14 protein-coding genes are annotated in these 13,980 nt (G+C 52.9%); 11 read left to right on the forward strand and 3 right to left on the reverse strand.

From position 1 onward, the window contains the following. The first annotated feature begins 20 nt into the window (after window positions 1-20). The 6 genes from cyoA (at window position 21) to ACETPC_RS22520 (ending at window position 6,272) form a co-directional block, all read left to right on the forward strand. Window positions 21-950, forward strand: coding sequence for a cytochrome o ubiquinol oxidase subunit II (gene cyoA / locus ACETPC_RS22495; protein ID WP_380184691.1), 930 nt, complete (start codon window positions 21-23; stop codon window positions 948-950). 4 nt (window positions 951-954) lie between these two features. Further along, the gene (cyoB, locus tag ACETPC_RS22500) at window positions 955-2,946 is read left to right on the forward strand and encodes a cytochrome o ubiquinol oxidase subunit I (RefSeq protein WP_380184692.1); all 1,992 of its coding nucleotides are present in this window, start codon (window positions 955-957) and stop codon (window positions 2,944-2,946) included. After that, window positions 2,936-3,550: a cytochrome o ubiquinol oxidase subunit III gene (locus tag ACETPC_RS22505; RefSeq protein WP_380184693.1), complete on the forward strand. Its 615-nt coding sequence runs from the start codon at window positions 2,936-2,938 to the stop codon at window positions 3,548-3,550. Before cyoB ends, ACETPC_RS22505 begins: the two co-directional genes overlap by 11 nt. Beyond that, a complete protein-coding gene (locus ACETPC_RS22510; protein WP_380184694.1) occupies window positions 3,550-3,879 on the forward strand; it encodes a cytochrome o ubiquinol oxidase subunit IV in 330 nt (109 codons plus the stop codon). The genes ACETPC_RS22505 and ACETPC_RS22510 overlap by 1 nt, the downstream gene beginning before the upstream one ends. A 13-nt stretch (window positions 3,880-3,892) precedes the next feature. Next, window positions 3,893-4,780, forward strand: a complete 888-nt coding sequence (cyoE, locus tag ACETPC_RS22515) for a heme o synthase (RefSeq protein ID WP_380184729.1) — start codon at window positions 3,893-3,895, stop codon at window positions 4,778-4,780. Between the two features lie 127 nt (window positions 4,781-4,907). Further along, window positions 4,908-6,272 carry an MFS transporter gene (locus ACETPC_RS22520; RefSeq protein WP_380184695.1) on the forward strand — a complete coding sequence of 455 codons (1,365 nt, stop codon included), beginning with the start codon at window positions 4,908-4,910 and terminating at the stop codon, window positions 6,270-6,272. Between the two features lie 665 nt (window positions 6,273-6,937). On the opposite strand, the gene ACETPC_RS22525 is transcribed toward ACETPC_RS22520, so the two are convergent. Beyond that, complete coding sequence (locus ACETPC_RS22525) at window positions 6,938-7,153, reverse strand: hypothetical protein (protein ID WP_380184696.1); 216 nt, start codon at window positions 7,151-7,153, stop codon at window positions 6,938-6,940. A gap of 229 nt (window positions 7,154-7,382) precedes the next feature. Here ACETPC_RS22525 and hutW point away from each other — a divergent pair, with 229 nt between their 5' ends. Then, entirely contained in the window at window positions 7,383-8,696 is a 1,314-nt protein-coding gene (hutW, locus tag ACETPC_RS22530) for a heme anaerobic degradation radical SAM methyltransferase ChuW/HutW (RefSeq protein ID WP_380184697.1), read from the forward strand. A gap of 96 nt (window positions 8,697-8,792) precedes the next feature. Here hutW and ACETPC_RS22535 read toward each other — a convergent pair whose 3' ends face one another. Further along, on the reverse strand, window positions 8,793-9,284 hold the full coding sequence (locus ACETPC_RS22535) for a YajQ family cyclic di-GMP-binding protein (RefSeq protein ID WP_380184698.1): 492 nt from the start codon (window positions 9,282-9,284) through the stop codon (window positions 8,793-8,795). Between the two features lie 142 nt (window positions 9,285-9,426). On the opposite strand from ACETPC_RS22535, the gene panE reads away from it, so the two are divergent. Further along, complete coding sequence (gene panE / locus ACETPC_RS22540) at window positions 9,427-10,341, forward strand: 2-dehydropantoate 2-reductase (RefSeq protein WP_380184699.1); 915 nt, start codon at window positions 9,427-9,429, stop codon at window positions 10,339-10,341. Beyond that, complete coding sequence (gene yajL / locus ACETPC_RS22545; protein ID WP_380184700.1) at window positions 10,301-10,900, forward strand: protein deglycase YajL; 600 nt, start codon at window positions 10,301-10,303, stop codon at window positions 10,898-10,900. The genes panE and yajL overlap by 41 nt, the downstream gene beginning before the upstream one ends. 256 nt (window positions 10,901-11,156) lie before the next feature. On the opposite strand, the gene thiI is transcribed toward yajL, so the two are convergent. Further along, on the reverse strand, window positions 11,157-12,605 hold the full coding sequence (thiI, locus tag ACETPC_RS22550; protein WP_380184701.1) for a tRNA uracil 4-sulfurtransferase ThiI: 1,449 nt from the start codon (window positions 12,603-12,605) through the stop codon (window positions 11,157-11,159). A 223-nt stretch (window positions 12,606-12,828) separates the two neighbouring features. Here thiI and xseB point away from each other — a divergent pair, with 223 nt between their 5' ends. Together xseB and ispA are read left to right on the forward strand one after the other, a co-directional pair. Beyond that, window positions 12,829-13,071: an exodeoxyribonuclease VII small subunit gene (gene xseB / locus ACETPC_RS22555; RefSeq protein ID WP_380184730.1), complete on the forward strand. Its 243-nt coding sequence runs from the start codon at window positions 12,829-12,831 to the stop codon at window positions 13,069-13,071. Continuing rightward, window positions 13,071-13,970: a (2E,6E)-farnesyl diphosphate synthase gene (gene ispA, locus ACETPC_RS22560; RefSeq protein ID WP_380184702.1), complete on the forward strand. Its 900-nt coding sequence runs from the start codon at window positions 13,071-13,073 to the stop codon at window positions 13,968-13,970. Before xseB ends, ispA begins: the two co-directional genes overlap by 1 nt. Window positions 13,971-13,980: the final 10 nt, after the last annotated feature.

Below are 13,980 nucleotides of genomic sequence, written 5' to 3' on the forward strand. Positions count from 1 at the left end.
CTTGTCATTGAGGTCGTTAAATGAGACTCAGGAAATACAATAAAAGTTTGGGGATTCTGTCATTAATCGCAGGCACTGTATTGTTAAGTGGCTGTGATAGTGCATTGTTGAGTCCCAAAGGACAGGTTGCAATGGAGCAACGTTCGCTGATACTGACAGCCTTCGGCTTGATGATGATCGTCGTTATTCCCGCAGTCCTGATGGCCGTGGTGTTCGCCTGGAAATATCGGGCATCGAATACTGAAGCAAAATACAGCCCTAACTGGTCACACTCGAATAAAGTGGAAGCCGTGGTGTGGACTGTGCCAATCTTAATCATTCTCTTCCTTGGCGTTCTGACGTGGAAATCAACCCACGCGCTGGAACCAAGCAAACCGCTGGCTTCCGACGTGAAACCAATCGAGATTGATGTGGTGGCGCTGGACTGGAAATGGTTGTTTATCTATCCGGAGCAGGGCATCGCTACGGTCAACCAGATCGCTTTCCCGGCTAACACGCCAGTGACCTTTAAGATCACTTCGAACTCCGTGATGAACTCTTTCTTCATTCCTACCCTGGGTAGCCAGATCTACGCCATGGCAGGTATGCAGACGCAGCTGAATCTGATTGCGAATGAATCCGGTACGTTTGACGGTATCTCCTCTAACTTCAGCGGTCGCGGTTTCTCCGGTATGAAGTTCAAAGCTATCGCCACGCCTGATAACGCCACGTTCGATCAGTGGGTAGCGAAAGCGAAAGAGTCTTCTAACCAGCTGATGACCATGGATGATTTCGAGAAACTGGCTGCGCCAAGCGAAAACCATCCGGTGGAGTTCTTCTCTACGGCGAATCCAGATTTGTTCAAGCAGGTTATTGGCAAATTCAAGATGAACCACGGGAATATGGCTATGTCCTCTGAGCATGAAGGCATGGACATGAACGACGCCTCTCACGCGGGAGCCGAGGAATAATACGATGTTGGGAAAATTAACCCTTGATGCAGTTCCGTACCATGAGCCGATTATCGTGGTTACGGTTGCCGCCATCATTCTTGGTGGTCTGGCTGTTGCTGGAGCAATCACTTACTTCGGTAAGTGGCAATACCTGTGGAGCGAATGGCTAACGTCTGTCGACCACAAAAAACTCGGTATCATGTATATCATCGTGGCTTTCGTCATGCTGCTGCGCGGCTTTGCCGATGCGGTGATGATGCGTAGCCAACAGGTGCTTGCCTCTGATGGCGGCGCTGGCTTCCTGCCACCCCATCACTACGACCAGATCTTCACCGCTCACGGCGTGATTATGATCTTCTTCGTAGCGATGCCGTTCGTTATCGGTCTGATGAACATCGCTGTTCCTTTACAGATCGGCGCGCGCGACGTGGCCTTCCCGTTCCTGAACAACCTGAGCTTCTGGTTCACGGCTGTGGGCGTGGTGCTGGTTAACCTGTCGCTGGGCGTGGGCGAATTTGCTCAGACCGGCTGGCTGGCTTATCCGCCGCTGTCCGGCGCGGAGTACAGTCCGGGGGTCGGGGTTGACTACTGGATATGGAGTCTGCAGCTTTCCGGTATCGGGACGACATTAACGGGTATTAACTTCTTCGTTACTATCCTGAGAATGCGCGCACCTGGCATGACCATGTTCAAAATGCCTGTATTTACCTGGGCATCCCTGTGTACTAACGTGCTGATCATCGTCTCCTTCCCGGTTCTGACCGTGACGCTGGCGCTGCTGACCCTTGACCGTTATCTGGGCTTCCATTTCTTTACCAATGATATGGGTGGCAACATGATGATGTATGTCAACCTGATTTGGGTTTGGGGCCATCCGGAAGTATACATCCTGGTTCTGCCGGTCTTCGGCGTCTTCTCTGAAGTCGTTGCGACCTTCTCGAAAAAACGTCTGTTTGGCTATACCTCACTGGTGTGGGCGACGGTAGTTATTACCGTTCTCTCCTTCATCGTGTGGCTGCACCACTTCTTTACCATGGGTGCAGGCGCGAACGTTAACGCCTTCTTCGGTATCATGACGATGATTATCGCCATCCCGACCGGTGTTAAGATCTTTAACTGGCTGTTCACCATGTACCAGGGCCGCATTCAGATGCACTCTGCCATGCTGTGGACCGTAGGCTTCCTGGTCACCTTCTCTGTAGGTGGTATGACCGGTGTTCTGCTGGCGGTGCCAGGTGCGGACTTCGTGCTGCACAACAGTCTGTTCCTGATTGCCCACTTCCATAACGTAATTATCGGTGGTGTGGTATTCGGTTGCTTTGCTGGCGTAACTTACTGGTTCCCGAAAGCGTTCGGTTTCTGCCTGAACGAAAAATGGGGTATCCGCGCCTTCTGGTTCTGGATTATCGGCTTCTTCGTTGCCTTTATGCCGCTGTACGCGCTGGGCTTCATGGGGATGACCCGTCGTCTGAGCCAGAACATCGATCCGCAGTTCCACCCTCTGCTGGTTGTAGCGGCATTCGGTGCGGCGCTGATCGCCTGTGGCGTGCTGTGCCAGATTACTCAGTTCTGGGTATCCGTACGTGACCGCGAGCAGCTGCGCGATCTGACTGGTGACCCGTGGGGCGGCCGTACTCTGGAGTGGGCAACCTCTTCACCACCACCGTTCTACAACTTTGCTGAAGTGCCTGTTATCCACGAGCGTGATGCGTTCTGGGAAATGAAAGAGAAAGGCGAAGCTTACAAACGTCCTGCTAAGTATGAAGAGATTCATATGCCGAAAAACAGCGGCGCTGGCGTTATCATCGGTGCTTTCAGCCTGGTGTTTGGTTTCGCAGCTATCTGGCACATCTGGTGGCTGGTAGGCGTGGCGTTCCTCGGAATGATCCTGACCTGGATTATCAAGAGCTTTGACGAAGACGTTGATTACTACGTTCCCGTTGCCGAGATCGAAAAAATCGAGAATCAGCACTTTGACGAAATTAGCAAAGCAGGCCTGAAAAATGTCAACTGAAACTCTGACTAAACACCACGACGCCCATGCGGAGCATGGGCATCACGATGCAGGAGCCAACAAGCTGTTCGGCTTCTGGATCTACCTGATGAGCGACTGCATTATCTTCGCAACCCTGTTTGCGACCTATGCGGTTATGGTCAACAGCACCGCTGGTGGCCCTGCAGGTAAAGATATTTTTGAACTGCCTTTTGTACTGGTTGAAACCGCCCTGCTGCTGTTCAGCTCCATTACCTACGGCTTTGCTGTTATCAGCATGGAAAAAGGCTCTAAGTCTGCCGTTCTCGGCTGGCTGGGACTGACTTTCCTGTTTGGTCTGGGCTTTATCGGGATGGAGCTTTATGAGTTCCATCACCTGATTACCGAAGGTTTTGGCCCGCAGCGTAGCGGCTTCCTGTCAGGCTTCTTTACGCTGGTAGGTACGCATGGTCTGCACGTAACCTGTGGTTTGATCTGGATGCTGGTGATGATGTATCAGGTGGCTACTAAAGGCCTGACTTCCACCAACCATACCCGCGTGATGTGCCTGAGCATGTTCTGGCACTTCCTGGACGTTGTCTGGATCTGCGTATTCACCATTGTTTACCTGTTGGGAGTCATGTAATGAGCAAGACATTAAGCGATCATGGTACCTCTCACGGTAACGTGAAGACTTATATGATCGGCTTTATCCTGTCGATCATCCTGACCGCGATCCCATTTGGGATTGTTATGGCAGGCGGCGCGTCTAAATCGACGACGCTGGCCGTGGTGGTGATCGCAGCCGTGGTACAGGTGCTGGTGCATCTCTATTACTTCCTGCACCTCAGCACGTCTACCGATCAGCGTTGGAATCTGGTGGCGATAGTGTTTTCCGCCGTCATCATTCTGATTGTCGTAGTGGGCTCTATATGGATTATGTGGAACCTCAATTACAACATGATGGTCCGTTAAAGAGTCGCCTGTGATGATTAAGCAATACCTGCAAGTAACGAAACCAGGAATTATTTTCGGGAATTTAATTTCTGTCATCGGGGGATTTCTGCTGGCTTCTAAAGGTAGCATCGACTATTCCCTGTTTCTCACCACCTTAGTCGGCGTCTCGCTGGTGGTCGCATCGGGTTGTGTTTATAACAACTTTATTGACCGCGACATCGACGTAAAAATGGAGAGAACCAGAAACCGTGTGCTGGTAAAAGGCCTCATTTCTCCGACAGTCTCTCTGGTTTATGCAACCGTTCTGGGTATTGCTGGATTCGCGTTGCTGTATCTCGGAGCAAACCCGCTGGCCATGTGGCTGGCGGTGATGGGCTTTGTGGTTTACGTCGGTATTTACAGCCTGTACATGAAGCGCCACTCCGTTTACGGAACGCTGATTGGCAGCCTGTCCGGCGCGGCGCCGCCGGTTATCGGCTACTGCGCCGTCAGCAACCAGTTTGACGCTGGCGCGCTGATCCTGCTGGCTATCTTTAGCCTGTGGCAGATGCCGCACTCCTATGCGATTGCCATCTTCCGCTTTAAAGATTACCAGGCAGCGAATATCCCGGTTCTACCGGTGGTAAAAGGCATCTCGGTCGCCAAGAACCATATTACGCTTTATATCCTGGCGTTTATGGTAGCGACGCTGATGCTGACGCTGGTGGGCTACGCGGGCTATAAGTATCTGGTGGTTGCCGCTGCCGTTAGCGTATGGTGGCTGGGAATGGCGCTTTCGGGCTACAAGACGCAGAACGATCGTGTCTGGGCGCGCAAGCTGTTCGTTTTCTCTATCGTCGCCATCACCGCGCTAAGCGTGATGATGTCGGTGGACTTTATGACGCCGGCCTCAAAGGATTTACTGACCTACGTCTGGTAACTTCCGACTCCTCCGAAGGGCGCATTTATCGCGCCCTTTTCTTTTTGTTACCACTTCTTGTTAATAATAATTTTACCCGCCCTGCCCCGCCCCTTAAAATATGTTCACCAGATAAACTGAGGTAGTAATGAACGATAACAAAATGACTCCGGTCGAACTGCGTGCGACATGGGGTTTGGGAACCGTCTTTTCCCTGCGTATGCTGGGCATGTTTATGGTGCTTCCCGTCCTGACCACTTATGGCATGGCGCTGCAGGGCGCAAGCGAAGCGCTGATCGGCCTGGCCATCGGCATTTACGGTTTAGCGCAGGCCGTATTTCAGATTCCTTTTGGACTACTTTCCGACAAAATTGGTCGTAAACCGTTGATTATCGGCGGTCTGCTGATCTTTGTGCTCGGCAGCGTGATTGCCGCCAGTACCACTTCCATCTGGGGCGTAATCCTCGGGCGTGCGCTCCAGGGTTCTGGCGCAATAGCGGCAGCCGTAATGGCGCTGCTTTCCGATCTGACCCGCGAGCAGAACCGCACTAAAGCTATGGCTTTTATCGGCATTAGCTTCGGCATCACTTTCGCTATCGCGATGGTACTCGGGCCAATCATCACCCATGCGCTGGGTCTTCACGCGCTGTTCTGGATGATAGCGCTGCTGGCAAGCAGCGGCATCGTGATTACGCTGCTGGTAGTGCCTTCCGCTTCCAGCCATATGCTTAACCGCGAATCGGGCATTGTGAAAGGCAGCTTCCGCGCCGTGCTGGGCAACAGCCGTCTGGTAAAGCTTAACTTCGGCATTATGTGCCTGCATATTCTGCTGATGTCGAGCTTTGTCGCCCTGCCTGGCGAGTTCGAGCAGGCCGGTTTTCCGGCAGAGCAGCACTGGAAGGTCTATCTTGTCACTATGCTGATCGCTTTTGGCGGCGTGATCCCCTTTATTATTTACGCCGAAGTAAAGCGTCAGATGAAGCGGGTATTTATTTTCTGCGTAGCGATTATTTTGATTGCGGAGATTGTGCTTTGGGGCGCTGGCCCGCACTTCTGGACGCTGGTGATCGGCGTACAGCTTTTCTTTATCGGCTTTAACCTGATGGAGGCCATTCTGCCTTCGCTGGTCAGTAAAGAATCGCCGCCGGGCTATAAAGGCACCGCAATGGGCGTCTACTCCACCAGCCAGTTTATCGGCGTGGCGATCGGCGGCAGCCTGGGCGGCTGGCTCTATGGCCACTTTGATGCTTCCACGGTATTCGTGGTTGGCGCATTGATTGCCGCAGTCTGGCTGCTGGTGAGCTGCACCATGCAGGAGCCGCCTTATGTCAGCAGCCTGCGCATCGTACTGCGCGACGATATCACCGACACCGCCGCACTGGAAAAACGCCTGAAGGCACAACCGGGCGTGGCCGCAGTATTTATCGTGCCGGAAGAGCGCAGCGCCTATGTGAAGATTGACAGTAAGGTAACTAACCGTCCTGAACTGGAAGCGCTGGTCGGCAGCTGCTAGTTTTAACCTGCGGTGGGGCGAATGCGCTGCCGCAGTTTTTTACTATTCCGATCGCTTTATTGACTTGCAGAATGTAACGAATATACCGCAAGGCCGGGATTATTTAATATAATTTACTATGTAATCGTTTAACTTATTCGGACAATATAATGAGGGAAAATTAAATACTCCACACTTCCGTCATCCAAACTGTATGTTGTTGTTCAACAGGCATAGCTGGTATACCTGTTTTAGTATACCAATAGTCCGCCCCCTCCATTAGCCCCTGCATAAATGCAGCTGATTCAGTCACATAGTGAGCGTTATCAATCAAAGCCAGGATTAGAGCATCCCGAACCACATTGACTGCGTAGGCCATATAAATATTACTGGTAGCAAAATCCCTGGTTATTATTGTGCGATTGTTCCATCCATTTTTCGTCCCGCCAGGACCAAATTTATTAGTAAACTCTGTGGGCCTGACGTGGGCTTTACGCAAAGAAAAAGGAAGTACATCAGGAAAGGGTTTTTCAAAAATGGTGTCTTTACCAAATGGGGGTGAAATCCTGTCGTCCAGTAATCCTTGAATGCTGTTTCGAAAGAGGCAAGAGTGCTGCGGCCTTTCGCTGCCTCTCCCTGTTTTGCTGCTGTGTATTTAGGATGAACCCAAACTTTCCCCTTCAGGGTCATGCAAGTTCAAACTCCCCATCACTCTTTTCCTGATACGCCTTAAGAAAAGTTTCAGAAAGATGCCGGGCTTCTTCGCGGCTTACGCTCGGAACAGTTTCATACCGCCGTAGAGAAGCGCTTCGGCGCAAGGCACGTTTAAGCGCACCAGCCTTGCCGCGATTACGAGCAGGCCGTTCAACAGCGTTAGGAATTGTTAACTTCATTACAGCCATAAGTACCTCCAGGCATTAGAGTAAATATTATACAAAACCATCGACAACAAATCTACGTCATCGTTTTGTACAATCGGGTCACTACATTTGCCTAAGGCTGCTTATTGCTTTTTCTGTCCAGTCAACAGCCCTGTCCCGCTTTCTTGACCTGTGTCATCCAGCGCGCATTCTGCTTTGCCAAATGATAATGATTATCTTTTAATATTAGCTCTTTTTACTTTGCTCATGGATGTGTAACGTGCGTGATTTCTCTCCCTGGTTTGCTCAGCCCGGCGCGCTGGCATTTGAACATCGTCGGGCGGCAATGCCTTTCCGTAATAGCCTCCCTCTTTCTCAGGAAGCGATTCAGCCTGCCTGGCATAATCTATGTGAGCAAGTACTTGCGCCTAATAAGCGGCTGGTCTATCTGCATATCCCCTTTTGCGCCACGCAGTGTAAGTTTTGCGGATTCTATCAGAATAAGTTTCAGGCTGACGAGGCAGCACGTTACGCTTCTTATCTGTACCAGGAAATTGAGCTGGAGGCCGCCAGCCCGCTTCATCAGTCCGCGCCCATTCATGCCGTTTATTTTGGTGGCGGCACGCCAACCGCCCTTGCCGCCAACGATCTCTATACCCTGATTCGGCGGCTGAAAGCCAGCCTGCCGCTGGCGCCGGATTGTGAAATCACTATTGAAGGACGGATTCTGAATTTTGACGATGAAAGAATTGATGCCTGTCTGGATGCAGGTGCCAATCGTTTTTCCATCGGCATTCAGACGTTCGACAGCCGCGTCCGCAAGCGGATGGCGCGCACGGCAAACCAGGAACAGGCTATCGCCTTTCTGAAAAACCTTTGCCGCCGCGACAGAGCCGCCGTGGTTTGCGATCTGATTTTTGGCCTGCCTGGCCAGACAGCGGAAAGCTGGCAAAAAGATCTGGAAATAGTCAAAGAGATCGGTCTGGACGGCGTCGATCTCTATGCGTTAAACCTGTTGCCGCAAACGCCGCTGGCAAAGGCGATGGAAAACGAACGCGTTACTTTGCCGGATGTTGTGCAGCGGCGTGATTTCTATCTACAGGGCGCTGAATGTCTGGAAGCTTTCGGCTGGCGACAGCTAAGCAACAGCCATTGGGCCAGCACCACGCGTGAGCGCAACCTTTATAATCTGTTGATCAAGCAAGGTGCGGATTGCCTGGCGCTGGGCGCGGGCGCGGGCGGCAACCTCGATGGCCAGGCCTGGATGAATAAACGCAGCCTGGAAGATTACTATGCCGCGCTGGAAAAAAACGAGAAGCCGATAGCGATGATGACTGCCGCTACGCATACGCCATGGCGTCATCAGCTACAGGGCGGCATTGAGCGTGGGCGTTTGGATCTACATGAATTAACGCCATACGCTGCGCAGCTACAGCCGCTGATCGATCAGTGGCACGAGTCCGGCCTGCTGCGGGATCGTTCGCTTTGTCTGCGCCTGACCAACGGCGGCCGTTTTTGGGCCAACAATTTACTGCAGGCTTTGGGTGAAATCCTGCCCGGACTCCAGCCTGCTGAAACTAAATAAAAACAAGGCTCGACCAAAGCTTATTTGCGAGCCTGCTGATAGCGGCAAAAGGACGCTGGCCAGTCTGCTAAAGCAAAACTGTGCCAGCGTTTTTGCTTAGTCGCGGAAGTTTTTGAACTGGAAAGGCTGGCCCAGGTTGCCGCCGCGCACCAGCGCCATTGCGCTTTGCAGATCGTCGCGGGATTTACCGGTTACGCGAACTTCTTCACCCTGAATCTGGGTTTGCACCTTCATTTTGCTGTCTTTGATCAGCTTAACGACTTTTTTTGCCACGTCCGTCGGGATGCCTTTTTTCAGTTTGGCCTCGACGCTCCAGCTTTTGCCGCTGTGTTCGATCTCTTCCGGCACGTCCAGCGCGCCGTTTTCAATGCCGCGCTTAAGCAGCTTTTCGCGCAGAATATCCACCAGCTGTTTAACCTGGAAATCTGACTCGCTCAGCACCTTAATGCTTTCGTTTTTCTCATTCAGCTCATAGCTGGCCTCGACGTTGCGAAAATCAAAGCGGGTAGAGACTTCACGGTTGGCGTTTTCCACGGCATTACGCACTTCCTGCAGATCGATTTCCGAAACGATATCGAAAGATGGCATGATTTATTCTCCTGATTCTGTTGTGACAGGCATAATACCGACTTAGCGTCAGTAAAAAAACCACCGGCACGGAAAGCTATAATAAGAACAGCTCCATCGGCGCCACCGGGCAATTAATGCAACCCGCATGCGGGGAGGATGAATGAAGATTACCGTATTGGGATGCGGCGCTTTAGGGCAAATTTGGCTGGCTGCCCTTAAAGCCCAGGGCAATGAGGTTCAGGGCTGGCTACGCGTGCCGCAGCCTTACTGTTCCGTCAACGTGGTTAACCTGGATGGTTCGGTTACCAACGAAACCTGTATCGCCAACGATCCTAACTTCTTAACGCAAAGCGATCTGCTGCTGGTAACGTTAAAAGCCTGGCAGGTTTCTGAAGCGGTTAAAAATCTTCAGTTTGCGCTGCGCGAGGATTGCCCTGTGCTGTTGCTGCACAACGGCATGGGAACGCTTGATGAGTTACAGACATTAACTCAGCCGCTGCTGCGCGGCATCACTACCCACGCTGCAAAACGAGACGGCACGGTGATAGTGCACGTTGCGGCAGGTATTACGCATATTGGCCCGACCTCGCCGGAAAGCGCGCACTTCAGCGAGCTGGCAGAAATGCTTCAGCAGGCGCTGCCTGACGTCGCCTGGCATAATAATGTGGCCTCCGCCGCCTGGCAGAAACTGGCCGTCAACTGCGTGATCAATCCGCTAACGGTTCAATATGACTGCCCCAACGGCGAGCTGCTTAACCATCCGCAAGAGGTTGCCGCGCTTTGCAACGAGGTGGCGACAGTAATGGAGCGTGAAGGCCAACACACTTCCCGCGAGGCGCTGCTGGATTATGTGAATGCGGTCATCAGCGCGACCGCCGCTAACACTTCTTCTATGTTGCAGGATATCCGGGCGCAGCGGCGCACAGAAATAGACTATATTACCGGCTATGTGATTCGCCGGGCACGGGCACAAGGCCTGTCGGCACCGGAAAACAGCCGGCTTTATGAAATGATTAAGCGTAAGGAACAAAATTATGAGCGCGAGCGTACTGGTTTGCCTGGCAGCTGGCAGTGAAGAAACTGAAGCAGTCACTACTATAGATCTACTGGTACGCGCAGGCATTAGCGTCACCACCGCCAGCGTGGCAGATGACGGCGGCAGAGAAATAGTTTGTTCACGTGGCGTCAGGCTACTGGCGGATGCTGCGCTGGTCGAGGTGGCCGATAACGATTTCGACGCCATTGTCCTGCCCGGCGGTTTGAAAGGTGCGGAGGTTTTCCGCGACAGCCCGCTGCTGGTGGAGACGGTTCGTCAGTTTCATCAGTCCGGCCGCATCGTCGCAGCGATTTGTGCTGCGGCCGGTACGGTGCTGGTGCCGCATAACCTTTTTCCCGTTGGCAATATGACCGGCTTTCCGGGCCTGAAAGAGACCATTCCGGAGAACCAGTGGATGGATAAACGCGTGGTCTGGGATCGCCGCGTTAATCTGCTCACCAGCCAGGCACCCGGCACCTCGATTGATTTTGCGCTGAAATTGATCGACCTGCTGATCGGAAAAGAAAAAGCCCATGAGGTAGCGCAGCAGCTGGTGCTTGCCGCAGGCATTTTCGACTATCGGGAATGGGTGGAATAGCCTGTCTGGCATGCCAGAAAAAGGGAAAAAAGGCGCTAAAGATAGCGCCACAGATTGCTGACAAACGTGAAGCGATGGAGGGCCTGCGGCTGGAGCAAAGCATTACGGGCCATGGACGGCAGCCGCCACGGAAGGCGCTTTTTGCGTCTTTGCGGAAGACACAGGCCCTCCTGAGCCGGCACCGGCATACTTTGTCATCAACCTCAAAGGCGCTAAAAATAGCGCCTTTTAATTTTACGATGCTTCTTAACTGCCGTTAAGGCCGATAGACCTTCACGTTTTTAAAGCCCTGCTCGTGCAGATAGAGCGCCTGCAGGCGGCTCATCACGCCGCGATCGCAGTACAGCAGCCAGTTTTTACTCTGGTCCAGATCGCCAAACTGGGTGCTGAGCTTGTAGAACGGCATGCCTTTCACCTCTACGCCGTCCAGCTCCAGCGGATTTTCATCCTGCTCATCCGGCGAACGAATATCCAACACCACATCGTTATCGCCAAACGAAACCACGGTTTCCACCTCCACCACTTCCTGATCCGTCTCTTGAGCAATCTGGCGGATGTCGACGTTAGTGGCCTCTTCGATAGCTTTTTCCAGCACGGAGAAATCGAAGTTTTGCTCTTCGGCTTCGATTTTTGTCTTCACCGCTTTTACCGTCGGGCTTTTCGAAATCACGCCGCAATATTCCGGCATGGTGCGGGCAAAATCCTCTGTGCCGATATGACGGGCCAGCTTGATGATATGCTCTTTATCGTGCGAAATCAGTGGACGCAGGATCAGCGTATCGGAAGCGTTGTCGATCAGGCGCAGGTTGGTTAAGGTCTGGCTGGAGACCTGGCCCAGCGCTTCGCCGGTTACCAGCGCCTGCACGCCGTAGCGCTCCGCAATAGTGGAAGCCGCGCGCACCATCATGCGCTTCAGCACTACGCCCATCTGGCCGTCATCCACTTTTTCCAGAATCTCGCCTACTACCGGCTCAAAATTAATCGCGACGAAGCGTACCTTATGCGAACGGCCAAAACGGTTCCATAAATAGTGCGCAACCTGACGCACGCCGATTTCATGTGCCGCGCCGCCCAGGTTAAAGAAGCAGTAATGTACGCGACAGCCGCGACGCATCAGCATATAGCTGGAGACGCCGGAGTCGAAGCCGCCGGAAATCAGCGACAGTACATCTTCCTGGCTGCCGATAGGGAATCCGCCGATGCCTTCATAACGGCCGGTAATTAACAGCAGGCGATCGTCTTCAATCTCCAGATTTACCGTGACCTGCGGATGGTTCAGTTTGACCTGGGCGCTGGCAACATGCTGATTAAGCCCGCCGCCAACGTAACGCTCAACGTCCTGGGAACTGAATTCATGCTTGCCACGGCGCTTCACGCGCACGGAGAAAGTTTTGCCTTCAATACGCTCGCGGTTCATCGCCAGCGTCTGTTCAAAGATATTATGTAGATCGGTATAGGGACGTTCTTCTACTTCCAGCACATGATGGATGCCGGGAATACGCGTTAGCTCATCAATGATATAGCCGCGCTGGCTCTCATTTTTAGAACGAACTTCAATATGGTCCCAGTGACGCACCACGGCCAGCGTCTCGTCGCACTCTTTCAGTACGTTACGGATGTTCGTCGTTAACATTTTGATAAAACGCAGACGAACAGACTGGCTTTTAATGGTGATTTCAGGGAATAATTTAATGATAAACTTCATGGTGGCACGGGCTCAACGGGCAATTAAGTGCTGAAACAGAGCGCACTTAGCGGGTAAAATCAGAGAATTGCAAAGCAGCCTTCGCCCTTTGCATCCAGGGGCGAAGATTGTATCACATCTGAGCGCCGACTGCTTCTGCAACAGCTGTCGGAATCATTATTTTGCTAATCAATTTGAGTCGGCTACCATGAGTAACCTGACAGAGAGCGAGCCAAACGTTATTATGCCGAAAAAAGCCGAACAACCCGCCAGTTTTGAAACTTCGCTTACCGAGCTGGAGCAAATTGTTTCCCGTCTTGAGAGCGGCGATCTGCCGCTGGAAGAGGCGCTGAATGAATTCGAACACGGCGTGCAGCTGGCGCGAGCGGGCCAGCAGAAGCTGCAACAGGCGGAACAGCGCGTGCAGATCCTGCTTAACGACGATAAAAATGGCGATCTGCAGCCTTTCACGCCGGAAAACGACTAATGGATTTTAGCGCTCTTCTTACCGCGCACCATTCGCGCGTCAATCAGGCTTTACAAAATTTTATCGGTGCCCTGCCTTTTCAGCACTCGCCGTTGGTTAACGCTATGGAATATGGCGCGCTGCTGGGCGGCAAACGCCTGCGGCCTTTCCTGGTTTATGCCACCGGACAGATGCTGCAGGCCGAGGATGCCGCGCTGGACGCGCCTGCCGCCGCAGTAGAGTGCATCCACGCCTACTCGCTGATCCATGACGATTTGCCCGCCATGGATGATGACAGCCTGCGACGCGGCCAGCCGACCTGCCATATTAAATTCAGCGAAGATACAGCTATTTTGGCCGGAGACGCCCTACAAACGCTCGCCTTCACTATACTTGCCGATACAAAGATGCCAGGCGTAACGGCAGAGCACCGTATCGCCATGATTTCCGAACTGGCGCAGGCCAGCGGCGTGGCGGGCATGTGCGGTGGTCAGGCACTGGATCTGGCGGCGGAAGGCCAGCAGGTCGGCCTGAGCGAACTGGAGCAGATCCATCGTTATAAGACCGGCGCGCTAATCCGTTCAGCGGTTCGTCTGGGGGCTTTAGCCGCGGGTGAACGTGGTCGCAGCGCGCTGCCTGCGTTGGATCGCTACGCTGAAGCTATCGGCCTGGCGTTTCAGGTGCAGGACGATATTTTAGATGTGGTAGGCGATACGGCCATTATCGGCAAAAAACAGGGCGCCGATCAGCAGCTTGGAAAAAGTACTTACCCAGCCTTGATGGGACTCGACAGCGCGCGGGAAAAAGCGTGGGAACTCTGTCAGGAGGCGCTTGGCGCGCTGGAAACGCTTGCCGCACAGGGCTTTGACACTACGTCGCTACAGCTGCTGGCAAGCTACATAATTGAACGCAATAAATAACTTCCACAAT

This window comes from Pantoea sp. sgz302252 (assembly GCF_042610525.1).
Taxonomy (GTDB): Bacteria; Pseudomonadota; Gammaproteobacteria; order Enterobacterales; family Enterobacteriaceae; genus Erwinia.